This window comes from Oceanobacillus neutriphilus (assembly GCF_014645515.1).
GTDB classification, from domain to species: domain Bacteria; phylum Bacillota; class Bacilli; order Bacillales; family Amphibacillaceae; genus Oceanobacillus; species Oceanobacillus neutriphilus.
The window spans coordinates 102754-128821 of the sequence record NZ_BMLW01000003.1 but is presented as its reverse complement, the minus strand read 5'-3'; the positions used below and the strand labels follow the sequence as shown (position 1 = coordinate 128821).

The 26068-nt window shown below is 39.2% G+C and carries 23 protein-coding genes and 1 pseudogene; 12 read left to right on the top strand and 12 right to left on the bottom strand.

The features are described from left to right. Nucleotides 1-119 precede the first annotated feature (119 nt). Nucleotides 120-2174: an alpha-helical endospore appendage domain-containing protein gene (locus IEX29_RS06160; RefSeq protein WP_188733588.1), complete on the top strand. Its 2055-nt coding sequence runs from the start codon at nucleotides 120-122 to the stop codon at nucleotides 2172-2174. 75 nt (nucleotides 2175-2249) lie between these two features. On the opposite strand, the gene IEX29_RS06155 is transcribed toward IEX29_RS06160, so the two are convergent. Both IEX29_RS06155 and IEX29_RS06150 read right to left on the bottom strand, forming a co-directional pair. Further along, nucleotides 2250-2882 carry a hypothetical protein gene (locus IEX29_RS06155; protein WP_188733587.1) on the bottom strand — a complete coding sequence of 211 codons (633 nt, stop codon included), beginning with the start codon at nucleotides 2880-2882 and terminating at the stop codon, nucleotides 2250-2252. Nucleotides 2883-3418: 536 nt separating this feature from the next. After that, entirely contained in the window at nucleotides 3419-4108 is a 690-nt protein-coding gene (locus tag IEX29_RS06150; protein ID WP_188733586.1) for a hypothetical protein, read from the bottom strand. Nucleotides 4109-4690: 582 nt separating this feature from the next. On the opposite strand from IEX29_RS06150, the gene IEX29_RS06145 reads away from it, so the two are divergent. The 7 genes from IEX29_RS06145 to IEX29_RS06115 all read left to right on the top strand — a co-directional run bounded on the left by IEX29_RS06145 (nucleotide 4691) and on the right by IEX29_RS06115 (nucleotide 10298). Further along, entirely contained in the window at nucleotides 4691-4990 is a 300-nt protein-coding gene (locus IEX29_RS06145; protein ID WP_188733585.1) for an alpha-helical endospore appendage domain-containing protein, read from the top strand. 162 nt (nucleotides 4991-5152) lie between these two features. Further along, nucleotides 5153-5572, top strand: a complete 420-nt coding sequence (locus IEX29_RS06140) for an alpha-helical endospore appendage domain-containing protein (protein ID WP_229720117.1) — start codon at nucleotides 5153-5155, stop codon at nucleotides 5570-5572. Between the two features lie 15 nt (nucleotides 5573-5587). Next, on the top strand, nucleotides 5588-6082 hold the full coding sequence (locus IEX29_RS06135; RefSeq protein ID WP_188733584.1) for a hypothetical protein: 495 nt from the start codon (nucleotides 5588-5590) through the stop codon (nucleotides 6080-6082). Between the two features lie 31 nt (nucleotides 6083-6113). Next, nucleotides 6114-7139, top strand: coding sequence for a glycosyltransferase (locus IEX29_RS06130; RefSeq protein ID WP_229720116.1), 1026 nt, complete (start codon nucleotides 6114-6116; stop codon nucleotides 7137-7139). A gap of 10 nt (nucleotides 7140-7149) precedes the next feature. Next, nucleotides 7150-8241: a polysaccharide pyruvyl transferase family protein gene (locus tag IEX29_RS06125; protein ID WP_188733583.1), complete on the top strand. Its 1092-nt coding sequence runs from the start codon at nucleotides 7150-7152 to the stop codon at nucleotides 8239-8241. Between the two features lie 15 nt (nucleotides 8242-8256). Continuing rightward, complete coding sequence (locus IEX29_RS06120) at nucleotides 8257-9192, top strand: glycosyltransferase (protein WP_188733582.1); 936 nt, start codon at nucleotides 8257-8259, stop codon at nucleotides 9190-9192. Nucleotides 9193-9419: 227 nt separating this feature from the next. Then, on the top strand, nucleotides 9420-10298 hold the full coding sequence (locus tag IEX29_RS06115; RefSeq protein WP_188733581.1) for a glycosyltransferase family protein: 879 nt from the start codon (nucleotides 9420-9422) through the stop codon (nucleotides 10296-10298). 152 nt (nucleotides 10299-10450) lie between these two features. Here IEX29_RS06115 and IEX29_RS06110 read toward each other — a convergent pair whose 3' ends face one another. Continuing rightward, entirely contained in the window at nucleotides 10451-11542 is a 1092-nt protein-coding gene (locus tag IEX29_RS06110; protein WP_188733580.1) for a glycosyltransferase family 2 protein, read from the bottom strand. Between the two features lie 209 nt (nucleotides 11543-11751). Between IEX29_RS06110 and IEX29_RS06105 the strand changes: the two genes are divergently transcribed. After that, the gene (locus IEX29_RS06105) at nucleotides 11752-13029 is read left to right on the top strand and encodes a glycosyltransferase family 2 protein (RefSeq protein WP_188733579.1); all 1278 of its coding nucleotides are present in this window, start codon (nucleotides 11752-11754) and stop codon (nucleotides 13027-13029) included. 77 nt (nucleotides 13030-13106) lie between these two features. On the opposite strand, the gene IEX29_RS06100 is transcribed toward IEX29_RS06105, so the two are convergent. Then, nucleotides 13107-14207 (bottom strand): glycosyltransferase family 61 protein, encoded by a 1101-nt coding sequence (locus tag IEX29_RS06100; protein ID WP_188733578.1) that lies wholly within the window; start codon nucleotides 14205-14207, stop codon nucleotides 13107-13109. Between the two features lie 163 nt (nucleotides 14208-14370). Between IEX29_RS06100 and IEX29_RS06095 the strand changes: the two genes are divergently transcribed. From IEX29_RS06095 to IEX29_RS06085, 3 genes are all read left to right on the top strand, one after another. After that, on the top strand, nucleotides 14371-15513 hold the full coding sequence (locus IEX29_RS06095; RefSeq protein WP_188733577.1) for a polysaccharide biosynthesis C-terminal domain-containing protein: 1143 nt from the start codon (nucleotides 14371-14373) through the stop codon (nucleotides 15511-15513). 6 nt (nucleotides 15514-15519) lie between these two features. After that, on the top strand, nucleotides 15520-16257 hold the full coding sequence (locus tag IEX29_RS06090; RefSeq protein WP_188733576.1) for a sulfotransferase domain-containing protein: 738 nt from the start codon (nucleotides 15520-15522) through the stop codon (nucleotides 16255-16257). 170 nt (nucleotides 16258-16427) lie between these two features. Continuing rightward, nucleotides 16428-17354 carry a glycosyltransferase family protein gene (locus IEX29_RS06085; protein WP_188733575.1) on the top strand — a complete coding sequence of 309 codons (927 nt, stop codon included), beginning with the start codon at nucleotides 16428-16430 and terminating at the stop codon, nucleotides 17352-17354. Between the two features lie 166 nt (nucleotides 17355-17520). Here the strand turns inward: IEX29_RS06085 and IEX29_RS06080 are convergent, their stop codons facing one another. The 8 genes and pseudogenes from IEX29_RS06080 to IEX29_RS06045 form a co-directional block, all read right to left on the bottom strand. Further along, nucleotides 17521-18513 (bottom strand): polysaccharide biosynthesis protein, encoded by a 993-nt coding sequence (locus tag IEX29_RS06080; protein ID WP_188733574.1) that lies wholly within the window; start codon nucleotides 18511-18513, stop codon nucleotides 17521-17523. A 554-nt stretch (nucleotides 18514-19067) separates the two neighbouring features. Continuing rightward, nucleotides 19068-19868 carry a 3'(2'),5'-bisphosphate nucleotidase CysQ gene (gene cysQ / locus IEX29_RS06075; protein ID WP_188733573.1) on the bottom strand — a complete coding sequence of 267 codons (801 nt, stop codon included), beginning with the start codon at nucleotides 19866-19868 and terminating at the stop codon, nucleotides 19068-19070. Then, nucleotides 19861-20469, bottom strand: coding sequence for an adenylyl-sulfate kinase (gene cysC, locus IEX29_RS06070; protein WP_188733572.1), 609 nt, complete (start codon nucleotides 20467-20469; stop codon nucleotides 19861-19863). Before cysC ends, cysQ begins: the two co-directional genes overlap by 8 nt. A gap of 12 nt (nucleotides 20470-20481) precedes the next feature. Next, nucleotides 20482-22260 carry an SLC13 family permease gene (locus IEX29_RS06065; protein ID WP_188733571.1) on the bottom strand — a complete coding sequence of 593 codons (1779 nt, stop codon included), beginning with the start codon at nucleotides 22258-22260 and terminating at the stop codon, nucleotides 20482-20484. A gap of 67 nt (nucleotides 22261-22327) precedes the next feature. After that, nucleotides 22328-23479, bottom strand: a complete 1152-nt coding sequence (gene sat, locus IEX29_RS06060; protein ID WP_188733570.1) for a sulfate adenylyltransferase — start codon at nucleotides 23477-23479, stop codon at nucleotides 22328-22330. Nucleotides 23480-23642: 163 nt separating this feature from the next. Next, entirely contained in the window at nucleotides 23643-23855 is a 213-nt protein-coding gene (locus tag IEX29_RS06055) for a hypothetical protein (protein ID WP_188733569.1), read from the bottom strand. A gap of 13 nt (nucleotides 23856-23868) precedes the next feature. Beyond that, nucleotides 23869-24258 carry a DUF2642 domain-containing protein gene (locus IEX29_RS06050; protein WP_188733568.1) on the bottom strand — a complete coding sequence of 130 codons (390 nt, stop codon included), beginning with the start codon at nucleotides 24256-24258 and terminating at the stop codon, nucleotides 23869-23871. Nucleotides 24259-25049: 791 nt separating this feature from the next. Beyond that, nucleotides 25050-25952: pseudogene (locus tag IEX29_RS06045) on the bottom strand (SDR family oxidoreductase); the annotation flags it as partial. Between the last annotated feature and the right edge of the window lie 116 nt (nucleotides 25953-26068).

The following is a 26068-nucleotide window of genomic DNA, read 5'->3' as shown; positions in this document are numbered from 1 at the left end:
ATGTGTCTACACCGACTTCGTATCAACGAATATATTGGTTGAGAACGCTGGATTTGTGAATATATTTCTCGCAAATGCTATTGTTTGCAATATTCATTTTTAATGAAAGGAGAATCATAATGTCCCAACCTAATATCCCAAACTTTACACCTAATATTACATTAACAAGAGATGATGCAATTAATTTACTATTAGCTTCCATTGCTATGGAAGAATTAGGGCTTTCACATATTATTAATGCCGAGGGTGAAAAAATACAATATGCTTTAGGTACCCTTCCCGGCCTGACAACACCTGCAACTTTACCTGAAATATTGGAAGTAAATGAAGCAGTTCAAGATATGCTTGCGACAGCTATGAAAAAAGAATTATTATTGGATAATAAATTAAAACAAGTAACTAGTATTATTCCTGATGGGGACTTGGGACCAACTGGACCGACCGGGCCTACTGGGCCTACGGGTGCTACTGGACCGACCGGTGCTACGGGTGCGACAGGCGCGGATGGCGCTACTGGTCCTACCGGCGCTACGGGCGCTGCGGGTGCTACCGGACCTACTGGTGCGACAGGCGCGGATGGTGCTACTGGACCTACTGGTGCGACAGGCGCGGATGGTGCTACCGGACCTACTGGTGCTACGGGCGTGGATGGTGCCACTGGACCTGCTGGCGCTACGGGCGCGGATGGTGCCACTGGGCCTACTGGTGCTACGGGCGCGGACGGTGCTACTGGACCGACCGGTGCTACGGGTGCGACAGGCGCGGATGGCGCTACTGGTCCTACCGGCGCTACGGGCGCTGCGGGTGCTACCGGACCTACTGGTGCGACAGGCGCGGACGGTGCTACTGGACCGACCGGTGCTACGGGTGCGACAGGCGCGGATGGCGCTACTGGTCCTACCGGCGCTACGGGCGCTGCGGGTGCTACCGGACCTACTGGTGCGACAGGTGCGGACGGTGCTACTGGACCTACTGGTGCGACAGGCGCGGATGGTGCTACCGGACCTACCGGCGCTGCGGGTGCTACCGGACCTACTGGTGCTACGGGCGTGGATGGTGCCACTGGACCTACTGGTGCTACGGGTGCGGACGGTGCTACTGGACCTACTGGTGCGACAGGCGCGGACGGTGCTACTGGACCTACCGGCGCGACAGGCGCAGCGGGTGCTACTGGACCTACTGGTGCGACAGGCGCGGATGGCGCCACTGGACCTACCGGTGCTACGGGCGCGGACGGTGCTACTGGACCTACTGGTGCGACAGGCGCGGATGGCGCCACTGGACCTACCGGTGCTACAGGCGCGGACGGTGCTACCGGACCGACGGGTGCTACGGGTGCAGATGGTGCCACTGGACCTGCTGGCGCTACGGGCGCGGACGGTGCTACCGGGCCGACTGGTACTACGGGACCTACTGGTGCTACCGGGCCGACTGGTGCTACTGGACCTACTGGTACTACGGGACCTACTGGTGCTACTGGACTTACTGGCGCTACCGGGCCTACTGGTGCTACTGGACCTACTGGTACTACTGGACCTACTGGTGCTACTGGACCTACTGGCGCTACCGGGCCGACGGGCGCTACTGGACCTACTGGTGCTACTGGACCTACTGGCGCTACCGGGCCGACGGGCGCTACTGGACCTACTGGTGCTACAGGAGCTACGGGTGCTACTGGGCCAGCATTTGCAGAAAACGGATTTTCTGCCACTCAAGCAACACAGACTGTAACAGGATCAGACCAAATAGTCAGTTGGTCTACGATAACACCTGGTTCTTACGCCAGTCCTGACTTTGCTGCTTTAGATGGAATTTACACAGCTCCTGAAACAGGCCGTTATTCCATCAGTGCAACAATAAACTATCAAACAACAGCCGCTCTTACCATTAACCTTGGAGCGGGAATAAACCCGGCATTTGCGGTTCAACGTATTACGCCAAACCCTGCAACATTGGTAACAGGATTATTCCCTGTATTGAACGTAAACATTGCTCTGCTCCTGACCTTAAGAGCTGTATTAGGTAACGGAACAGTAACGCTAGCTAGAGAAGTTGAACTTACTGCCGGCGATCAGATTGGTCTATTCTATATAGCTGATGGGTTAACCATTGGCATAGACTTAGGTGGTGGCGATCAGCAAGGCATCTATTGGTCTATCAATCAGATTGCCTAACCTATCAAATTTGGAGTGCTTAGGCACTCCAAATTTGATTTTACATAGCTATGTAAAAAAAGATATTTAAAAACATTATTCATTTTCATCTATAGGGTCTTTCCCGTTTTGTATTCTGACAGTATTGGATAATGAAAGGTCGCTTGCATACGTTTCTTCTATAGATTTAGGATTTAGCTTCTCATTTAATTCATAAAAGACGTATTTCAAAGAAAATATTGCTTTTTGATTTCCTTCGTTATACTCATCAATTAATTCTAATATTTCATTTATTGATTCTTTATCGTATTCACTATCAAAATCATAATTCTCTTTTATCCATTCAAATTCTGCTTTACCTGGTAATAAATTCTCTTCATATTCTGTTGGGTTTTTATGCGTTCCTATTATAATACCATTGATATTTCGTTGATAACCATCAATATAACCTTTAACTTCGTCATCCGTCATTCCCATTATATTATAAAATTGCTCTGCCGGGATAGCCTTCAAAATTTCAATTTCTTCCTCGGTTAAGTTATCACCGCTCATATTTCCTTCCCGATTTTTATTTATTAATTCCTCAATTTCTTCATCTGTCATTTCTTTCACTTTTTCTCTGGCTTCACTACTTGGTCCCTCTACTTGTTTTTCTTCCTTATGTTTTAATTCTCTTTGTTGTGCGTCTTTTCCCTCTGCTTGAGCTACTTCATTATTACCTTCTGTCATCAATAAACTACTTTTAATTGATAGAACACAAATGCAAAAGTTCTTATGTTTGGTGAATCAAATCCACTTTTTTTGTCTAAGTATTGTTTTGATGATAAGAAATATACATGCGAAAACAATCGGTGCAAGGGCAATTATAAAAATGGAACCTAGATAGATATAATCATTGCCTGTAGCTCCAGAAAGGAAATATTTAATCACACCTATATCTGACGCTTCATTATCTAATAATTCCCATTCATATATATTAAAGCCATCTCCTTTTGCTCTAAGAAGTCGACCGAGTTTATATATTAGAGCTGGATAGATTAAAATTAGGAAAGAAAATAAATAATGAATTTTTTTAAAGGAAAATATAAAATAAATATATCAAATAAAAATCTCCTTACTTTATATTTGAATAGTATCATCATAAAATAAAATATAAATCGTGACGTATATAAATAACATCACGATTTACATTTAACTATACAGGAATTTTATTTGCCTTGTTCAATTTCATCCGTTATTACTTTCAAAATTGTTCTAAGTAAAGTTTATTCATCTTCATTTTCAACAGATTGAACAGCAATACCATTGAAAATATCTTCTTCATAAATATCGTGCAGCCAAAATTCTTTTGAGTTTTCAATAATTGCGTTCATATCAATGCTATCGCCTGTTTTTTCATCTTGAATTTTGTTGTAACCTTCTTCATCAATCTCTGCTTCGTAAACATTCGTTTCTTCTCCATCAATAGGTGCTTTAACTTCAAAATGAACTTCATTTACCTCACTTTTGGAAAATTCATTGAACTTGTTGTCTACTAAATCAGTTAGAATCAAGTGTGGAAGTGCCAAGCCTTTAAATGAATCTGCAAATTTATCGTTGAGTGTGATTTTTACATCTATCTTGTTTTGACCTTCTTTTTCTCCCGTACTTTCTTTTTTTGCTTTTACAACTTCATCAACAATTAAATCTTCGCCAAAGCTGGCATCTATATAATTGATAAAAGCCTTTAAGTATTCATAGGAAGACTTTTCCCGGGCTTCTTCCATTTCGTTATTTTCTTTTCCATAATCTTCAGGCAAAAGACTTTCCTCTTGCTCATTTTCAGATGATTCGACAGCACTTGTTTCTGAATTTGTTTGATCTGGTTGGTCAGCTTCATTCGCACTTGAATTTGTACATGCTGACACAATCAATCCCAACATGAGTGCTAACGCAAATAATAAAGTTTTTTTCATATAGCTGTTCCCCCTTTTTATATCTCCATGCATGATACCATACACTTATTTATTTTGAAAACAGAGGTTTCTGTAATCATCACCCAGGTATATCGCATACATAACTCCTTGTTGGTGTTTTGAAGTAGTTAAGAACAAAGTACCGTTCATATTTTTTAAAGTAAGCGGATATGGTTTTATGTAATGCCTGATTCTTTGGAAAGGTTAGACTGCTTAGTCTATTACTACCTTCCAACACACTATCAATATAACAATATTAAAGACTCGGAAGAAGCTGACCATAAGATAGCAGATATGCTTGATGAAGATTATATTGAAACATCATTTAAAATGGTGTTTTTTCTTTGTTATTGATGAGAACAAATATTCTAATCTTAAAAAGTGTCATCAAAACATGTCATCTTAGAATTATTCCAAAATATTATAACCCTCTCAATCCCTTTTAGGACAAGCATCTAAAAACACCCAACCCCATTACACAAAACCATAGACCATTACCCAATTATGGAACGGCCTAAATGCTACAGTCATACGATAATTGTATGGCAATAGATATATGTCTAAAGATGAGGAGGAACCAATTTGTCGCAAGCAAATATTCCAAATATCACACCTGAAATTTCCATCGACCGTGATGATGTTATTAATTTATTATTAGCTTCTATCGCTTTTGAAGAACTTGGTCTGGCACATATCATCAATGTGGAAGGGGAAAAAATTCAATATGCATTAGGTACTTTAATCCCTTCTCCTGAAGCAATCTGCGAATTGGAGGACTTAATTGATATAAATGAAAGTGTTCAATCAACATTGGAAATGATATTAAAAAAAGAACTGTTATTGCAAACAAAACTAAAAAATATTATGGACATTATAGAATAAAAAGCTTAAATCCTTCCTTTTAAAGGAAGATGTAAGCATTGATTTATTACTATCTATTCGTATGAATACGTTCCTGCAAAAGGAAACACATACAGGGAGCATAAACTTAATTTATTATTCCTTGTCACTCTAAATATTTAAAAATAATAGGAGGAAAACCTTATGTCAATGCCAAATATCCCAAACATCACCCCTATTGTCTCGCTGAAGCGTTGTGAAACAATCGACTTGCTATTGTCGTCTATTGCTTTAGAAGAAATAGGATTATCCCATATTTTGAATGCAGAAGGAGAAAAGCTCCAAGCATTCTTAAAGAATCCCCACCATTGTTTAAAGGATTATTTAAAAATGAACGACAGTGTTAATAAAACATTGCGCACAATCGTTAAATCACAAATGCTCCTTCAATTCAAACTGGAAGATGTAGCTGCTTTGGATGAATCATGCGACTGTATGTGTAAGGATAAGAAACATAAAAACCGGGGATGCAGCAATAATTTCTATGAAGAGCTGGGGTATCATCCCTCAACGGATTGTAATTGTAAAAATTGCAGAGAAAACAAACCCTGCTCCGAGGAATAAAAGAGGAGGCAGAGAATGGTGAATGATAATTCAACGATGGAAGAAAAATGGAATAATTGCCAATTAAACTATATAACATACACACATGCTTTCTTATACTTTCTCACGGACTATTTTTATGAATACTTTTATTATGATAAAAATATATCGGTTGCAGAGGAAGAACAAATAGAAAGAAAACTCCTGACATCTCTTTCATCTCTTGAAAAGCTGCATTATCAATTTCTTCATCAAAAAAAACTGCTTGAAGAACTTGATTATTATCCCGATGAATCTACATTTAAACCTGAAGACAGTTCAAGGGAATACTTTAAAGAAGAAATTCGTGAGCAAATACTTGAATTAAAAAGACAAATCCAACAGCATCCTTTTTCTTTGGAAACGCATAAAAAACATTGTCTGGAGAGCTTAAATCTATTATTAAGCTATTATCCAAGAATTACAATCATCAATAATACCTTCCCTCAGGGACCTTGGCTATCCCGGCAAGTAAGTGAAGAAACGTCCTAAGAGCCATCTTAATAAACCAGGAGGAAATCAAATGGAGACAGTACCGGCGATTACCTTATGTATGATTGTCAAAAATGAAGAAGCATTTCTTGAAAAATGTTTATCCAGCGTGGAAAACTTCGCGGATGAAATTATTATTATAGATACAGGTTCTACCGATAATTCCATTCATATCGCTCACAGCTTTCGGGCAAAGGTTTATCGTTATGAGTGGGATCATCATTTTGCAAAAGCAAGAAATGAAGGTATAACAAAGGCTGCAACGGAATGGATTCTATGGCTGGATGCCGATGAATGCCTCGATATACAGGATCCGGAAGCCTATAAGAAAGCATTAGAAAATAAAAAAGCAAATATGCTTTTCCTGCCAATAACAAATTTTGTTAGTAATCATTTAGATTCCGATGATCAGGCATCCTATCTTCATTATCAGCCCCGGTTATTTCGTAATCATCAGGGTATCCAATTTATTAATCGCATTCACGAAACATTAGACGGAGAACCTGAGAGAATGACAACGGATATATTCGACCTGTCTATCCTTCATTATGGCTATATGGAAGAGGTCACTGAAAAAAAAGATAAATCAGCCCGCAATAAAAAAATTCTGAAATTAGAAGCAGAGAATGACCCCCATAGTCCGTGGGTAGAATATCATCTTGCCAGTGAGTATTATCGTGACAAAAAGTACAATAAAGCATTTAAATTTGTCAACCAATCTATTTTCAATTTTTTGCTGGAAGGACAAAAACCGCCCTCCCTTCTATACAAATTGAAGTATGATATATTAATTCGAACCAATAGTCTCGATCAGGCGCTACCTGGTATTGAGAAGGCACTTCTGCTGTATCCAGATTATGTTGATTTACATTTTTACAAAGGACTTATTCTAATTCAGCAATATGATTTTCAAGCTGCCAAAGCATGCTTTGAAAAATGTCTGGAGCTTGGCGAAGATCACCCGAACTATTTAATTCTAAAAGGTGTCGGGAGCTTTCGGGCGGCATATTATAAGAAAATTTGCACAGAGAAATTAAATGCTGCAGAGAAGCAATAGGAGGTTAAAAATGAAACATGTCTTATATATCGGCTGGATAGGCTATAACAATTTAGGCGATGAATTAATGTTCGAATGCTTTAAAGAACAATTTTATCAGCTTGGAGATGATTATAAGCTTGATCTGGTAAATAATGAAAAGCGTTATCTCGATAATGCCCCGCTTCAATCTTACGATTTAATTGTACTTGGCGGCGGTTCTATTCTAAGCGGAGCCGGATACCCCATCCAGCCTTATATTATTGAAGCCTTATATCAAGCCTTGCAATTAAATAAAAAAATAATGATTTGGGGATCGGGAATCGATTGGGTTCCTAAATCTTATTTAATAGACCGTCAAGGCATTGATTTTATTAAAACGAATGAATTGAAATCAATCCACGAAAAGCTGAATGCGGTATTTAATGAAAGTTCCTGGAGCGGCGTCAGAGGACCATTGACAAAACAACTGCTGCAGCAGGCCGGAGTAAAAAAAGAAGTTGCCATCAGCGGTGATCCGGCATTTTTACTGCCAAATAAAATAGACAAAGGCCGATTTCCAGCTCCGTTCGATCCAGATGATAAAGTTATCGGAATTAATTGGGGGACTTCCTTCCATAATATTTACGGCAGAAATGAAATCACTTTGGAAAACCAGTTTGCTGAAGCATTAAATCAGCTGATTACGGAAGGTTATAAAATTTATTTTTATATCATGTGGGGTGCTGACTTAGAACACACCAGGCGGTTAGCAGCTAAATTAAACGATGATACTGCCTGGCAGTTAGACAATACTGTTTACCCTGCAAAAACTTTAATGTCTCTAATGACGCATTTTGATTTCACTATTAATTTTAAATTACATGCAAATTACCTGTCCCTTGCTGCCGGAGTTCCATTTATCGCTTTAGGCTACCGTTTTAAAATATTCGATTTTATACGCTCTGTCCAATTAGAGGATATGGCTATAGCTACGGATGATCCAAATCTGGTTGAGCAAATTATTACCCTTGAGAAAAAAATTACGAATAGCCGTTCAGATATTATTGAAACAATGGAAAAACAGCAGCAGGCCTATCGCTTAAAGCTGGTAGAACCATTTGAGCAAGGCTTATATATTTAAGAGGATGCGATAAAAATGAATAAATTAAAGCTGTTATTTATGACTCGTGACGATCAATCCTACACAGTCCCTGCATCACACTACTTTATTCAGGAGCTTCAAAAAATAACTGATTTATATGTATCACATCAATCCGGGAACATAAAACAAATTCTTGATTCCATTCCATTTGAACCAGATTTTATCTTTTTTAATGATTATCTGGATAATGGCACTCCAGTTGTTACAGGTCTGAAAGATTTAAAATTGCCTTTTGCCGTCGGCTTACACGATTTACACTTTCAAAAACCTTTAAGAAAAGCAATGATTGAAAAGGAAAATATTCAGCATATTTTCACTTTTTATCGTGATAAGTTCAAGCAGTGGTACCCGGAATTCACGCCCCGTATGCATTGGTTGCCGCATCACGCTTATGATGAAATTTATCAGGACTATCAGCTGCCAAAGGGCAGGAATATCCTCTTAACAGGATCTGTGCTGGAGGATTTTTATCCACTGCGGGCAATGATGCAGATGCGGCTGAAAAATAGATCTGATTTTATCCATTATTCTCATCCGGGTTATCGAAAGGTTGGAGAAAATGAAAAAGATGTCTTTGTCGGACAAAATTATGCCAAAGAGCTGAATCGTTCAAAAATTGTTTTAACCTGTGATTCTGTGTTCAAGTATCCATTAATGAAATACTTTGAAATTACTGCCTGCAACGCTTTGCTGTTGGCCAGTTATTCTAAAGAATTAGGCGATTTAGGTTTTATCCCCGGCGTGAACTTTGTCGCAATTGACGAGCTTTGTTTTGAAGAAAAAATTGATTATTATCTGAATCATGAAGTGGAAAGAAAACAAATTGCTCACAACGGCATGTTGTTGACAAGAGAAAGGCATACCACTAAAAAACGTGCCCGGGAGTTTTTAACCGAGATAGAGTCCATTTTAAAGAAGTCCCCATCCTAAACAACGACCAGAGCATGATTTCAAGGATAAATATAGTGAGCAAAACGACTCGCAATTTATCCTGTATCATCTATCTATAGACAAGCCTGCATGTCTCCCTTCCGCTCTCTTCTTATTTCTATATTGATCCTTTTGAAACAGGTTAAGTATACATCCCCTTCCTTTTAATCAAACATACATTAATAAAGCAAAAGAAATATTATCAAAAAAAGGCAGGTCGAATAATTATGGAGCAGAAAAAGCTCTTAATGTGTTATGGAAAAACATCCTTCACCCCTGGACGATATTTAGAGGATGCTTTTCGAAATATTGGGGTAAAGGTGGATGTGTTTACATCATTTATTGACTTTTCTCAAATTGCATTAGACGAGTATATCGCTGTTTTATTCATTGAAAGTCCTTCTTTACCACCAGTTAGAGTAAAGCAGATAAACCTTGTCAATATCCCGAAGATTTTTTTTATTAATCATGGAGAAAACCGGCTCACGACCAATATACAATTAGCTCACTATTATCAGGCGGATCTTGTATTAATGGCGCATTCTTTACATTTAGCAAAGCATTTCCCTGTGCCAGCAGAATTCTTTCCATTTGCGATGGCAAAGGATATTTTTAATAATCCTGCACTGCTCCAGAACAGACCTGTTGATATTACATCGATTGGAACGTTAGACCCTGCCCTATATAAAAATCGGATCCAGGCTATTGAAAAAATAAAAGAGAAATTTCACGCCGATTACCGATTATCCTTCCATAAACGGGTCTTTTTACATGATCTTGCAAAAGCATACGGCGAGTCAAAGCTTGTTATTAATCATGCGGCAGACAACATAAAAAGCCTGAATCTCCGTATTTTTGAAGGAATTGGCTGCGGCTCTCTGCTGCTTACTGATGAAGTTCCTAAATTAGACACGCTGCTTGAGGACGGTAAACATCTGGTTCTATTTGATTCGGATCAGGATCTTTTGGAAAAAATCGAATATTATTTAACACATGTTGACGAAGCACAGATCATTGCTACAGCAGGCTATCAGCATCTTTTGAAGCATCACACCTATGAGCATCGTGCTAAAGCATTGTTAAACCGGATAGAAAAAGGATTATAATCATAACGAGTGTTATTCTTATTTTTACATCAGGGTAATTAATATCTTATACAAGCGTGCTCCAATACAGTAAATACCAAGCAGAAACAAAACTGCCGTTTCACTTGAAATCAAGTAAACCGGCAGTTTATTTATGTTTTCACAAGACATTTTCAGCTATTCTTTTCCTTATATTCCTTAAAAAACTTCTCATTAAATCGCACTTGACTGTCGTTTGGCCGGTAGTACTTTGCTTTCAGATTATGTTCTTCAGCTAATCCTCTCTCACCAATCTGCCAATAGCAAACACAAAGCTGCAGATGCGGGTACCATGTTGAAAAGCTTTGCTGTAAAAATCCCTGGTGATCCTCTAATTCGATTTCTGCAGCCAGACGATACCAGATAATTGCTTTTTTGAATAAATTTCTTCCTTTATATAAATCTCCAATCCGACAGGAAACCTCAGGTCTTGGAACATCGTAGACAAGGGAAAGCACAAGAGCTTCAATTTCTTTTTCCGGGTTTTCCAACATCCGGTAGCAGGCCGCCATGTTGATACAGGCCCGGATTTCGTCTTCAACCCAGCCCTTCTTTGTTGCTAAAAATTCCCGGTAATAAATAACTGCCCTCTGATAAAAGCCGTGATCTTTCAATTCATTTGCAAAATAAAATAAATCTCTGGGGCTGAATGCTTCTCCTTGCTCCAATCTTTTTTCATAAATTATCAAGTTACGATCATTTACTTTATTCACATCAGACTTATCTGACTTACGGTGTGTGACAGCAATATCTGATGAAATAATATTTCCGTATACCTCTAAATACTCGTGGACCGGTCCAATCCACTTAAAATTACGGTCACGTTTCACCAGACGGTTTCTGCGATAGCTGAAGGACGGGTTATCAAATTCATCAAAAGCAATATGATACATCATCGAAACAGCATCCACGGAATCATCCAGCTCTTCCTTCAGCTTTTTGAATTTTTTTTGATCTTCCTCCTGTAAAATATCATCCGCATCAAGCCACAAAATATAAGGGGACGTTGCTTGCTCGAAAGCAAAATTCCTGGCAGCTGAAAAATCATCAATCCATTCAAAATCAATTACCTTCTCTGTATATTCACCCGCAATCTCTTTCGTTTTATCAGTTGAACCTGTATCGATAATAATGATCTCATCACAAATGGCTTTAACACTGTCTAAACATTGCCGCAGCACCTCTTCTTCATTCTTCACAATCATACAAAGGCTTATTTTTACCATATTCACACCACCAATAAACAAGATATATTAATATATGTTGCGGAGGTGCTATCCGAAACGGAGAATTAAAAAATGGTTGGATGGACCTTTTCAGATAAATTTTCTAAGAAGAAACAGGATAGAATCAAAGGTTCCCTTCAAAGGGGATAAAATTTAGAAAGAACTCATATACATAAATAGAAATACCACAAATGAATGGAGGCCTTCTATTGAAAGATATTACTGCTATTCTCCTACTTTATTCTGATAAAGCAGCGATCCATAAAGCTCTCGTATCTTTAAAAAGGATTGACTCCAGATTACATTCTGTTATTGTTCTTGAGGAACTCAGAATGTCTTTAACCAGAATTCAGGAATATACTCACTTTGAGCAGCTTCAAACTTTCACGTGGGAAGAGCATCATTTTGGTAAAACATTGAACGATATCATTCAACAAATCAACAGTGCATATGTATTGTTTCTTTATGATACAGATTATCTTTCTCCTGCTATTCAAGCTGACTCCCTCCACCTTTCCCCATCAGATTCATTTTCAGCCAACATCGACCATAATCGAAACATAGCTGTTCATCGTCCATTCCTTGTGCGTGCATCTTTTCTCAAAAAAAATCCATTTCTATTAAACTCTCAGCTGCCGTTTAAGGAGGCGCTTTTTCCCGCCTGGATTTCTGATAAATCGAGTTCAATAAAGACTTGTCCAGAAGGATTGGTGCCCCAATCCAGAAGGAATAATTCTGTAAATAAACTTGAAAAACAAAAATTTATGCAGAAGTACCAGCTGAAGAAAATCCAAACAACCAATCCAAGCCTGACTGTTCTCATTTCAAACTATAATATGGAGCAATATGTGGAAACAGCAGTTGCCTCCTGCCTGCTGCAAAATGAGCAGCCCGAGCAGGTACTCATTATGGATGATGGATCAACAGATAACTCCTCTCATCAGCTTAAACAGTGGAATGATGGGAAGCAGGTGAGATTGTTTGAAAAAAAGAACGAGGGCAAAGCAATTGCTCTGAATCAGTTATTACCCCATGTAACGACTGATTTCATTCTGGAACTTGATGCCGACGACTGGCTGGATCCAGATGCCATTTTTATTATAAAAAAACTCCTTGCAGATTTATCCGAGGATGTATCTGTATTATATGGAAATCTCCGAAACTGGAAGCAATTAGTTGGAGACATTCTTTTTAAAGGAGTGACAAAAGGGAATATTATCAATGGAAGAACGGATTTGCTCTCCTATCGATTCCCCCTTGGACCAAGAATATATCGTACTTCTGCTTTAAAAAGAATCGGAGGCTTTCCGGTAATTACATTTAAGGACGGAAAGCTTTATGAGGATGTTAGTGTATTAAACCAATTAATCAAGAACAACCGTTTTCAATATCATGATTTTACTGTATACAATGTACGGGAACATAAAGGCAGCATCACCAAAACCAATCGTCCGGAATGGAGTAAATTTTTAAAATCACTGAAATAACCATAAAGAATGACTGCTCCTGCCATCAAAAAATTCAGCTGCCTAAAAAAGCACCTGAATTTTTAAAGTAATCCTGATTACTCTATCCCTTCATTCTCCAAAATCCCGGCCATTTTTCTCACATCTACCACCAGATTTTTGATGACTTCATGCTCAGTAGATACAGGATTAGCCTTTCTACACTTCAGAAAACGATAATCCAAATCCAGGTATTGTCCAATTTTTACGAACTCATCTGACGTAGCTGTGAATAACTGAATGATTTTTGTCCCGGGCTGACAGAACATAAGATTTGCCAGGCCGGCTCCATTCGGACTTATAATAACGTTTGCTGAAGAAAAAATATCGATTTGCTCCTGCACGGTTAAATTACTTAATACAATTTTTTTAAATCCTTTTTTGTTTAAAAGCTCCATCAGCTTCGATTCATTGGCGACCCTTCTCCAAGAAGCATCCTCCCGGCTGATGTAGATTCGATCATATTGATTGGTGCTTGGATTATGATCCTTCTTCAAAAATGCGTCACGCAGGAATTCAATTGTCCATTTCACACAGGTTCCTGCATTAAATGGCACCGATGGCAAAACCAATTGATCTGCCCTCACATGTTTCCCTGGTGTAAGTTGCAGGATTTTATCCTCAGGGATTCCAAGCATTTTAATCGTTTCCTGTTGAAATGGCAACGTTAAAGGAGGAAGAACATATTTATCTATCTCAAATCCGCTGAGCTGCAGTAAATGATAGCGTCCCAATGTATCATGCAGCCAATGCCAGTAATTCGTATGCCCGGCCCAGGCAAGGACCCCCAGTGTTCCTTTAAAAGAGGAAGCAGAAGGAATAGTTTTAACTGCAATCTTCTCAAAATAATTCCAATTTAAATGAAAAACCATATCGCGAAAGTATGTCTGATCAGATGCCATTGTATAAACCATACCTTCCCCTTTATCGCACATCCATATGCTCCCTTTTTCTATCTTCGCCACATAGGATTTATCAAACTTGTGAGTCTCTCCAAACTTTGGCGGTTTTACCCAATCAACCCATTCCGGCAGATCCCCTTTGGGAAGTGTATATGTTACTGTTTCATCCGTATAGAATTCTTTATAAGCATCATGTATATCCGCTTTTGGCATTGCTTTTTCAATCCAATCCTTTGTATGAGTATATAAATCTGACATATATACATCCCCTTTTTCAATTAACAACCTTGCCTATGCCCTATTTTTTCACATTTCGCCGGATACTCCATAATATGTAGAAAAGTATTCAAAGGTGTTGAACAGTCGTCTATTCACACCGATTGCGTACAAACATGGGTAATAGAAACTGGAGGTTCATAACATGATAAACGTAACCGTAACCGGTGCAGGGGGATTTATCGGCAAGAATTTGATTGATAGACTGCGCAGGGAAAAAGGAGTCAAGCTCAAACAATATCATCATGGGGATGACCTGTCATTACTGCATGCATATTTAAATGATTCGGATATCATCTACCATTTAGCGGGAGTAAACAGACCACAAAATAACGATGAATTTGAGAGTGTTAATAAAGGACTTACGGAATCCATAGTCAGCTATTTAATAGATCATCATAAAACCCCGAAAATCATTTTCGCCTCATCCGCTCAGGCTGCGCATGATAACCTTTATGGTTTGAGTAAAAAAGCTGCAGAAGATGTTCTTAAAGCTTATAGTATGAAGACCGGTGCAGATGTGTGCATTTACCGTTTACCAGGCGTCTTCGGCAAGTGGTGCAAGCCACATTATAACTCGGTGGTGGCTACCTTTTGCCATGAAATTGCTCATGATAAAGATATTGAAATCCATGACGCGGATAAAATGCTTGAGCTCGTATATATTGATGATGTCATAGATAGTTTTATCGATTGCCTGGAACAGAAAAAACCGGAAAAGGCTTTCTACAATTCTATCAATAAGACCTTCCATATAACGGTGGATGGGCTGGCTCAAAAACTGTACGAAATAAAGAAAGTACGGGAATCACTGATTATACCTGATCTGTCTGATAAATTAACAAAATATCTGTATACGACCTATCTATCTTATTTAGACGCAAATAATTTTTCATATAAATTGCCTGTTCATCAGGATGAAAGAGGCAGTTTAGTTGAATTAATCAAATCACATCAGGCCGGGCAGATTTTTATATCAACATCCCGCGGGGGCATTGTAAGAGGAAATCATTATCATCATACGAAAGTAGAGAAATTTTGTGTCCTTAAAGGAGCAGCAGCCATTAAATTAAGAAAAATTGATTCTGATAAACTGATTACCTATCACGTGACAGATCAGAATATCGAAATTATAGACATCCCTCCAGGATATACACATTCGATTGAAAACGTAACGGATGACGAAATCGTTGTTATGTTTTGGGCAAATGAATTGTTTGATCCGGATAATCCGGATACGATCTATTTGGATGTTCAGCCGAATGAAGCTGATGAAAAGAAAGGATGATACCTTATGTCAACAAATAAAACATATACATGCCAGGAAGATGATATTTGTCTTGTTGCCTATCCAAAATCCGGGAACAACTTCTTACTATTTCTCGTAACTGCGCTATTATATCGAAAAAAAATGGACTGGGCCACAAAAGGCGAAATGATTCAAAACGTGGCAAGCGAACCAATTGAAAACTTGCCTTCGCCGCATCTTGTATGGAGCCACAATGGTTATGACGCATCCTATCCTAAAGTCATTTACCTGGTAAGAGATCCAAGGGATGTCGTTATTTCATATCATCATCACTTCCAGAAATATTATAATGAAAGCCGGCATTTCGATGCGTTTTTTACCGCTTTTATGAACGGCGAGATCGATCCCGGTATGTGGGACGCACAAGTAGAAAGCTGGCTGGATAATCAGGACAAAGTTAAAAATGGTTTCCTGCTTGTAAAATATGAAGATCTTCTTGCAGATACTGCGAAAGAAGCAAAAAGATTGATAAGCTTCTTAAACTTAAACAAAACCGAACAGGAAATCAACGAAGCTGTTCAATGGGCTTCTTTTGATAATATGAAAGCATTGGAACAGAAACAAAAGGAACATTTAAATGGCCCTTCACAGTCAGCCAATCCTGCCATTCCATTTGTCAGGGAGGGAAAAGCAAATAAATGGAAATCTGTTTTGAGCAAAGATCAGCAGCAGCAAATCAAGCAAGCTTTTGCTAAAACTTTTTCAAGACTCGGATATAATTAAAGAGATCTATGTAGACGAGGCCGGGACAAAAGTGAGTGTTTCATTCCAAACCTGAACCATACACAAATGTAGCGCAGGAAATATACTCGCTCAATCTATGTTTGGAATTTGCCGGGTTAAAATACTTCTGTTCCTGCCTCGTTTTCATTTCAGAAAGGTGGGAAACTCGAATGCTAAAATTACTGCTGATTGCTGCAGACACTTCTCATTTTACGAACAGTAATTATGCTGCTTTAGAGCAGGAACTCGCAAAGGTGACAGATTTGATGGTCTCCCGCAAATCCGGCCCTATCAAAAAAATATTGCATAAGCTTCCTGAAAAACCGGATTTCATCTTAATAATAAATGATGTAGGTAAAACATTCGCGCCTGTTGTCACCGGGTTAGCCGATATCAGCATACCTGCCGGACTGATGGTCAATGACGCACACCGTTTTGTGGAACAAAGAAGAAGGTACATCATACGTAGTCAGATCCAAACATTCTTTGTCATATGCAGGCATAATTTTTATCATCATTATCCCCATCAAAGAGATAATCAGGTGTTTTTTCTCCCTCAATTTGCAAATACCTCCATCTTTAAAGACTATGACAATGAAAAAACAATTGATATGATGATGCTTGGAGAAGTTTCACTTTCAAATATATATCCTTTGAGAGAAAAAATATTACAGCATTATAAAAATACTCCCGGATTTTTTAACCGTCCTCATCCCGGATGGCTAGAATTTACAAACGAGCAGGCAGGAGAAGCTTTAATTGGAGAGAATTACGCCAGAGCCATTAATCAGGCAAAATTGTTTTTTGCATGCGGTTCTATACGCCAGGTGGTGACTTTCAAATATTTTGAGGTGCCGGCATGCCGTACATTATTAATGGCTCCTGTCCTGCCTGAGCTTGAGGAGATCGGCTTTATTGCGGGAAAGCATTTTGTGGATATAAATGCAGAAAATTTTTCAGAAAGAGCTGCGTACTATCTTAAAAATTCAAAAGAACGGGAAAAAATTACGGAAGCCGGCTGCCGTTTTGTTCACAACCATCATTCAACCGCGCATCGGGCAAGCGAATTAGTACAACAAATAACAAGTGTTATATAAGAGACTGATCAAAAATCCCAATAAAAATAGTGAATCCCCTGCAAATGGAGACTCACTATTTTTGATTTTTTCTGGGGGTTGTCCCAGTTCCATTCCTAAAATTCGTGTTTATTTGGATATTTCCAATTCTTTTTTGTGTTTCTTCACGGATTGTTGCTAAAAAAGCTTACTTTGTAATAATATCCGCTTTCTTAAGAATTTGTTCAATGTCCTTGGATTCCATTAATTCATCATCAGATTGGTATCGTGTAAAAGCAACCATCGGTAATTTCTCGTATCTTTTCTTCACCTTTTCGGAAGCATTGTCTGGTAAAATAACATAGTAGTTTTCATCAAATTTATAAGCGTTCCGGGCTTCAGCATTTGATACTAATACCTCATGAATTTTTTCGCCTGGACGAATGCCAATCTCATTGATGTGGATCGCTTTTTTCGCGAAATGCTTTTCCAGAACACCTATTAAATCGACGATCCGGCATGCTTTCATTTTCATAACAAATATTTCTCCGCCAACTGCTTTTTCAGATGCGTATATCAATAAGTCAATGGCTTGAGACACTGTCAGGAAGAAGCGCGTCATTTCTCTGGAGGTAAGCGGAACTGCATGGTGAGCAGTAATCTGTTCTTTAAAAAATGGAATAACGCTGCCATTTGTCCCAATAACATTACCTCCGCGGATACAGACAAAACGTGTATGATTGCTTAATTGATCAGCCTGAATGATCAGCTTTTCTCCAATTGCTTTTGTCAGTCCATAGAAGTTGATTGGTTCAACTGCTTTATCTGTGGAAACATCAATGACTTTCTTCACCTTTTGGTTTAAACTTGCTTTGATAATATTCTCTGTTCCGTTTACATTGGTTTTTAACGCTTCTAAGGGCTGTTCTTCGCATATTGGTACATGTTTCAGTGCTGAAAGATGGAATAAATAATCAACATTTTTTGCCGCTTCATTTACTGCTTCAAAATCTCTTACATCTCCAATCAAAAATTTTAATGAAGAATGATCCGAAAATTCTCTTTTCATTTTCACCTGGGCAAACTCATTACGTGAAAAAATTCTTATTTCCTTCGGCTGAAAGGAAAGCAATTTTTTGACGAGTTCATGGCCCCAGGAACCTGTTCCTCCAGTAATTAATATTGTGGTATTTTGAAACACATTTAAACACTCCTCCAGGAATAATACCTATTATTAATATCATCAGCTCGAAAACATTCTCTTAAAGATGTTCTCGAACATAACTGATGGCTTGGATGACAGGAACGCTCCTCAAACAGGTCCCCGAATTCTTTCGTTTACTTCCTGTTTGGCGACTGACATCATTTATATTCAAATAGGTTATACCTCAATTTATGAAAAAACTAGTAGACGGTACATGATAGTCGTTTAAATAAAGGTAAAAGAGGCAATTGCTGCGAGTCCAAATATTGCCGTCTATATATAAAACCTTACAAATAAGACGGCTATTTTACACTTGACGTCTAATAGCAGAAAATGCCAGAGCAGTAATGATTAATAAAGTGAACAATACTATCAAATTTCATAGATTTTATAAATAAACCAGCATGATAGCCCGCTGGATGCTGAACTGTTTTCTTACTTTCCCCTTGCTTGATCCTGACCGGAATACTGATTTCGCATAACCAGTTAAACCTATGAAACTACGGGCTGCACTGCAAAACGGAACAATATCTTATCTCATAAATACGAATCTAACGCTCTACTAAAAACCAGCCATTTTTCAAATTCTCCCGGTTATAATAAAATCGCTCATTATCCTCATACCGCAACATCCTTCCGCCGGCAGCTTCAACAATTGCCTGGCCCGCTGCAGTATCCCACTCCATCGTCGGCGCATAGCGTGGGTAGTAATCTGCTTTCCCCTCTGCCACAAGACAGAATTTCAAAGAACTTCCTGCTGAAATCTCATCGACTGCGTGGCTATTTCGCAGCTCTTCAATAAACATTTTTGTTTCTTCTGACATATGAGAGCGGCTCGCAATAACATTAATAATGTCACCTGCGTCAGCAATTGGCAGCTTTATACTTTGTTCAATCAATGCTTCATCATCAAAAGGATCAGCAAGTGATGCAGCTTCTAATTTAAACGCTCCCAGTCTGGGCTGCCCGAAGTAAAACACATCCAGCACTGGAGCATAAATGACACCCATTACAGGATAGCCGTCTTCAACTAATGCGATATTTACCGTAAACTCCCCATTTTTATTAATGAACTCTTTTGTGCCATCCAGCGGATCCACCAGGAAAAATATAGACCAATTCTCACGTACAGCATACGGGATTTCACTTCCTTCTTCGCTTAAAATCGGAACACCTTCATACCCGTTTCGAAGCTGTTCGACAATTACTTGATGTGAACGCCGATCAGCTTCAGTCAGCAATGAACCGTCTGATTTTGTCTCAACTGAATAATCTTTATCATAAACATCAAGAATCCGCCGCCCAGCTTTTAATGATATATCCAGCATGTTTTTTAAGCTCACGTTAATCATTATCGAGAAACCCATTCGTTTTTAAATAAGACATAATTGACTGAACCGATTCTTCAATGCTCTCCGTATCCGTATTTACGGTGATTTCCGGGTTCACCGGTACCTCATATGGTGCATCAATCCCAGTAAACCCAGTAATTTCCCCAGCACGCACTTTTTTATAAAGCCCTTTTGGATCACGTGATTTACATGTCTCTATACTTGCATCTACAAATACCTCAATAAATTCACCGCTTTCCATCATTTTACGTATCTCATCACGATCTGAGCGATACGGTGATATGAAGGCTGCCAATATAACCAGCCCGGCTTCTGTCATCAGCTTGGATACTTCTCCGATGCGGCGGATATTTTCTTTACGATCATCCGGACCAAAGCCAAGGTCTTTATTTAATCCATGCCGGATGTTGTCTCCATCCAAACAGTAAGTCCGGATCCCTAACTGATACAGTTCTTTTTCAAGCTCAACCGAAATAGTCGATTTGCCGGAACCGGACAGGCCGGTAAACCATATCACGGCACTTCTATGATTATTCAAATCCCTCCGCTGCTCTTTCGTTACTTTCGAATGATGCCATTTTATATTTTCTGACTCTGCCATAAATTTCCCCTCCTAAAACCATATATGATAGATAATCAAAACAGACGTCACCATTACTATTAGACTTAGCGGAAGGCCTACCTTTACATAATCTATAAATCTGTAGCCGCCAGGTCCATATACAATTAAATTTGTCTGGTAACCGATTGGTGTAATAAAGCTTGCTGAAGCGGCAATCGCAATAAGGACAGCTATTCCCATCGGGTCGACACGAAGCGTATGTGCTATTTCAATTCCAAGCGGGAGTACCATAACAGCTGCTGTGCTATTGCTGAGAATCTCTGTAAATAAATTTGTCAACAGGTAAATCATAAACAAAATGGCCAGCAATCCTAATGGCTTACCAAAATTCAACAGCACATTTGCGCCCCATTCCGCCAACCCTGTTTTTCTCATTGCTGTTCCTATCCCGAATGAACTGGCAATCAACAATAAAACATTAAAATGAATATATTTTTTCGCTTCCTGGGGCGTAATAATTTTTGCGGCTAAAAATACCAATACTGCAAGTGCCATCGCTTTAAACATACTGAGCCATCCAAGAGTGACTGTCCCAACCATGCCAAGCAGCATAATGATAGAAAACCAGCCTTTCTTCACACTCTGCTTCAGGGCTGGCGGTGTATCCAATGGTGACACGACAAAAAAATCATTAGACCGATCATATTTTTCAACAAAATCGGTGCCTGCCAAAAGCAATAATGAATCTCCAGGCTTCAAAACAATATCCCCTATTTTGCTCTTAATCCGTTCATTATTACGGTGTACTGCAATGACCCCCGCATCATACCGCGAACGAAACCGGGACTGTTTAATAGTCTTGGATAAAAGTGATGACTGATCTGATACGACAGCATCCACTAAATTGGTGGACCCATCCTTAATATTGTCAAGGCCGACAGTCGTTCCTGTTTCCAATTTAAGGCCTTTTATATTTTGCAAGTCAGCAATGGTTGAAATCAAGCCGGTAAAAATCAGACGGTCTCTACTTTGAATAACTGTTGTGGACCTGACCGGTGAAATCCGCTCATCCCCCCGGATAATCTCAATCAGATAAAGCCCCTTCAATTCACGGAGTCCTGCCTGTTCAACGCTTTTACCAAGCAGCCCAAAATCTTCCGTTACCTGCATTTCAGCAATATATTCTTTAGGTTCTTCCTTCACTCTCTGACTGAAGCCTTTATTATCCGGCAGCAATTTATATCCGATAGTAAATAAATAAAGGAGCCCGATTAAAGTGACAGGAATACCAACTGCAGTTAAAGTAAATAACGAAAAACCCTCCAGCCCAAAGTCCAGCAGTAATCCGTGAATGACGAGATTCGTGGATGTTCCCATTAACGTTATCATTCCGCCTAAAATGGTGGCATAAGATAATGGAATTAAAAATTTGGAAGGAGCAATTCCGCGATCTTCACACCATTTTTTTATAATTGGCGTAAGGGTTACAACAATCGGTGTATTATTCAAAAAAGCCGAAAATGCAGATGTAGGCACAAAGAATCGCATCATAGAACCTCTGGGAGAGCGGCTGTTCTTTAGCCATTTGTCCATCATTTGATTGATCAAACCGCTTTTTTGTACAACTCCTGCAACGATAAACAATAACGCAACTGTCAGCATCCCTTCATTGGAAAAACCGCTTAATGCTTCATCAACTGTCAATATGCCAGACAGCATCAAAATAATGAGCACTGAGAAAATAACCATATCTGGCCGGGCCACCTCGAGAATCAGAACAGCAAACATGGTCAGAAGTAAAATCAGAACAAATATCATTTCCAACGTCATAGGGTATCAGATCCTCTTTCAGTGCATGTTCAAAAAGAAAAACACACTCCTTTTTAAACAGCAATTATTATTTTTTCTTCATTCCTTTTATCAGTACATCAGCAACCTCCGGACGTGAAAATTCTTTTGGAGGACGTTTACCGCTGCGAAGCATTTCACGCACCTTTGTACCGCTTAAATGAACATGATTTTCCCCGCTATGCGGACATGTTTTGGCAGAGGCCATATTTTCACAGGCTTTGCAGTAAAACGCATGTTCAAATTTGAAAATTTGAATACCAAGTTCCTCTTCATATTGTCCAATCAGTACCTGAGCATCGTACGTGCCATAATAATCTCCGACACCGGCATGATCACGCCCTACGATGAAATGCGTGCAGCCATAATTTTTGCGTACAATAGCGTGCAGAATAGCTTCTTTCGGCCCTGCATAACGCATTGCCGCCGGATAGATGACGAGGCGTACACGATCTGCCACATAGTAGTTTTTCAGAATTACTTCATAGCTTTCCATACGGACATCAGCCGGAATATCATCAGACTTGGTTTCACCGACAAGTGGATTCAACAGTAATCCATCCACCACCTCAAGAGCAGTCTTTTGAATATGTTCATGAGCACGATGAACAGGATTGCGAGTCTGGAAACCGACGATGGTTTTCCAGCCCAGGTCTGCAAACATTTGCCGCGTTTCAACAGGATCCATACAGTATACTGCGAACTGATTGTGATCCGGACGTCGAAGCAGTGTAACAGGGCCGCCAAGGTATATATTTCCTTTCTCATAAACTTTCTTCACACCAGGATGAGCTGCGTCACTCGTCCCATAGATATTTACCGCTTCCCTCGTTTTATCGTAAGCGTACTTCTCCTCCAGGGTGATTGTCCCATAAATAATATCGTCTGTTCCTCTAAGGGCAATTTGTTCACCAATGTTAAAGCTTTGAGCCAGTTCTTCTGTTACCGGCAGTGTAATCGGTATACTCCAGATTGTGCCATCCGCAAGACGTGTATTATGAATAACATTTTCATAATCACCCTGGCTCATAAATCCTGTCAGCGGACTAAATCCTCCTATTCCAATCAGTTCTAAATCAGAGAGCACCCAGGAGTTCACAGATAGTGATGGCAGCTTTTCAGCATTCCTGATTGCTTCATCTCTTTTCTTTCCTTTTAATTCACAGCAGATTAATCTTCCGCCATGTGGTTGATTAACCATAAAACAGCCTCCTGATTCCAGTTTTCATGAAGTTATATATTGAACTGCAGCATTGGAAAGAACACGCATGAGTCAATTTCTGTCACTAATGATTTAGAAACATGTTTCATAACAGAATACCCCGGCTATTAAATCAAGCCAGGGCATCTTTTATCCTTCTTTTTTACGCTGCTACAGGGAAACGGACAAAATTGATAGCATCTACGGAAATATATATTTTGGTATTGCCTCCGTAGCCGCTTGTAACATCAATAACCAGAGCCAAATCAGCAGTGACTGTTGAGAGAATACCTTCGATTAAATTGTTATCCGTAGCTACTTCAACTGTTGATCCAATTCGATTAGCCAGTTCCGTGGTAAACTTTGCTGCAAACATTTAAACTCCTCCTTTACGAATTACTGACAAATTCAATTTTTTCAATTCGGACCAATACTTGTGCACCGGAAGCTTCAATAATTACAATATAGTCATCCTGCACGGAAAGCAGTGTTCCAGATATTGTGTCAAAAGGAGTGGTGACCTGCACTTGTTCGTTCACTAAACCCAACAGAACCTCTCTAATGGTCGTTGGTGTACCAGGAGTTCCTCCGCCGCCTCCCCATTTACCCAGACTTAAATTTAGGTTCTGGCCGCCATCTAAACTGAATCCGGGTAAATTTAGAGCAAAATTGTGACTTAGCGTGCTGTCATTATTGGTGCTATTGGTCGTAACCATGTTTTGTGACATTTGGTTTAACAAATTTAATAGCTTTCTTTGACGATCTGTTAAATTAGCCAAGCTTGTTCATTCCTTTCCATGATGTTTTTTTGGATTTTCATTATTTAATAAGAAAACCCACAAAACAACTAAGAAATTAACTGTGCCTTATGACCAGCTAATCCTTTGTCTTTTTTCCTTTTGAGTCAATACCCCGACAGGCTGTAATCGCCATCAGGATACTGCTTTATAAGGAATCCATTATTTATGCGTGTACACGCATGGAATTTCGACGTATTCTGAAGATTTAATGATGATTCATTCTACGGAGACTTACGTATTTCGGATGATCAGACTCTACTTTGTGCTGCCGTCCCTTTTTTGTACGTTATTATCACAGTGTTTGTCCTAGTATTTGCAGTCCTAATTGCTATAATAATGATCATATTCGCAGTATTTCCCAGTCCCAATGCAGCATCATGAAAGCTGTTCCTTCTTAGGATAAAACTTCTGTTTAAAGGAAGTAACTTTTTCAGAATTACGTCTATTTGATGTTATAACTAACACCCCCTTCATTTAGATATAAAGTAATTTATGCTTCTTTTAATTAGCGAGATTGTACACATTCATTAAAATATTGCTTTCTTAACACAAAGGGCTGGACAAAAACCTTAAAAAAACAAAAAACAGTGACTTCGCACATTTTTGAGCAGGAAGTTACTGTTTTACTTGATAGTTAAATATGGTTGTAAGACTTTCTTCTAAGCATAAGATTCAAAAAAGGAGATCACTATGGTGGAATATCTATTACTTAAGTGAGGTGATTTCACCAATGCCGCCGTTCTCTTTGAACTGCATTTGAACGACCTTTTTTAAGAATTTGTTGATTCTCCCCCATCTACATGAAGTACTTGGCCCGTAACATGCCTGGAATCATCAGACGCCAAGTAAACAAAAGTTGGTGCTACTTCAAATGGTTGAGCCATCCGATTAAATAAATTTTCTCCATGCAGAGCATTCAAATCTGAAGACAAGCTTGACGGCGTAAGTGGTGTCCAGACCCGTCCAGGAGCAATGGCATTCACCCGGATCTGCCGTCTGGCAATATTTTTTGCTAAAGAACGGGTCCATCCAACAATAGCTCCCTTCGTAGCAGTATAATCCATTAATAAAGGTTCCCCTGCATATGTTACAACGGAGGTTGTGCCAATAATAGAGCTTCCTGCTTTTAAATGAGGCAGCGCTGCTCTGGTTGTGTAAAAGTGCGAGTAAATATTTACTTTGAAGGTTTGATCAAATTGCTCATCTGTAATTTTCTCCAATTCATCCTGTTGAAATTGAACACCAACATGATTACATAAAATATCCAATCTCCCAAAATGGTCCATCGTTTCCGACACGATATGTTCACACTGCTTTTTTTCACGGAGGTCACCCGGCAATAATAAGCATTCCTGGCCAAGCTCTTCTATCCTTCTTTTTGTCCGGTTGGCATCTTCGTGTTCATTTAAATAAGCAATTGCTACATTAGCGCCTTCTTTCGCAAAAGCAATTGCCGCAGCAGCTCCCATCCCACTATCTCCACCCGTTATCAGTGCAACTTTTTCTTCTAATTTTCCGCTTCCTTTATAATTTGAATTCTCAATAATTGGTTTTGGCACCATTAATTTTTCGACGCCCGGTTGTACCAGCTGTCGTTGTTCCGGCTGTGTAAGAGGTACCTCTTGATACCTGGTAATTTTACCGTATATAGGGTAATACGGATAAGGATCTTCTATTTTATTTTCTTCAAACCATTTTTGATATACTCAAATTTGTTCCAGCATTTCTTCAGTTAGCGATGGATCACGATCATTATTTTGGTTCTTCATAACGATTCTCCCTTCCCTTT

Bases quoted from the DNA above. Each gene is read 5' to 3' on its own strand.
- cysQ (WP_188733573.1), bottom strand. From the start codon at position 19,868: ATGATTAACGTGAGCTTAAAAAACATGCTGGATATATCATTAAAAGCT.
- IEX29_RS06100 (WP_188733578.1), bottom strand. From the start codon at position 14,207: ATGTCAGATTTATATACTCATACAAAGGATTGGATTGAAAAAGCAATG.
- IEX29_RS06130 (WP_229720116.1), top strand. From the start codon at position 6,114: ATGGAGACAGTACCGGCGATTACCTTATGTATGATTGTCAAAAATGAA.
- IEX29_RS06090 (WP_188733576.1), top strand. From the start codon at position 15,520: ATGTCAACAAATAAAACATATACATGCCAGGAAGATGATATTTGTCTT.
- IEX29_RS06110 (WP_188733580.1), bottom strand. From the start codon at position 11,542: ATGGTAAAAATAAGCCTTTGTATGATTGTGAAGAATGAAGAAGAGGTG.
- IEX29_RS06095 (WP_188733577.1), top strand. From the start codon at position 14,371: ATGATAAACGTAACCGTAACCGGTGCAGGGGGATTTATCGGCAAGAAT.
- IEX29_RS06120 (WP_188733582.1), top strand. From the start codon at position 8,257: ATGAATAAATTAAAGCTGTTATTTATGACTCGTGACGATCAATCCTAC.
- IEX29_RS06115 (WP_188733581.1), top strand. From the start codon at position 9,420: ATGGAGCAGAAAAAGCTCTTAATGTGTTATGGAAAAACATCCTTCACC.
- IEX29_RS06140 (WP_229720117.1), top strand. From the start codon at position 5,153: ATGTCAATGCCAAATATCCCAAACATCACCCCTATTGTCTCGCTGAAG.
- IEX29_RS06125 (WP_188733583.1), top strand. From the start codon at position 7,150: ATGAAACATGTCTTATATATCGGCTGGATAGGCTATAACAATTTAGGC.
- sat (WP_188733570.1), bottom strand. From the start codon at position 23,479: ATGGTTAATCAACCACATGGCGGAAGATTAATCTGCTGTGAATTAAAA.
- IEX29_RS06155 (WP_188733587.1), bottom strand. From the start codon at position 2,882: ATGACAGAAGGTAATAATGAAGTAGCTCAAGCAGAGGGAAAAGACGCA.
- IEX29_RS06065 (WP_188733571.1), bottom strand. From the start codon at position 22,260: ATGACGTTGGAAATGATATTTGTTCTGATTTTACTTCTGACCATGTTT.
- IEX29_RS06055 (WP_188733569.1), bottom strand. From the start codon at position 23,855: ATGTTTGCAGCAAAGTTTACCACGGAACTGGCTAATCGAATTGGATCA.
- IEX29_RS06135 (WP_188733584.1), top strand. From the start codon at position 5,588: ATGGTGAATGATAATTCAACGATGGAAGAAAAATGGAATAATTGCCAA.
- IEX29_RS06160 (WP_188733588.1), top strand. From the start codon at position 120: ATGTCCCAACCTAATATCCCAAACTTTACACCTAATATTACATTAACA.
- IEX29_RS06150 (WP_188733586.1), bottom strand. From the start codon at position 4,108: ATGAAAAAAACTTTATTATTTGCGTTAGCACTCATGTTGGGATTGATT.
- cysC (WP_188733572.1), bottom strand. From the start codon at position 20,469: ATGGCAGAGTCAGAAAATATAAAATGGCATCATTCGAAAGTAACGAAA.
- IEX29_RS06085 (WP_188733575.1), top strand. From the start codon at position 16,428: ATGCTAAAATTACTGCTGATTGCTGCAGACACTTCTCATTTTACGAAC.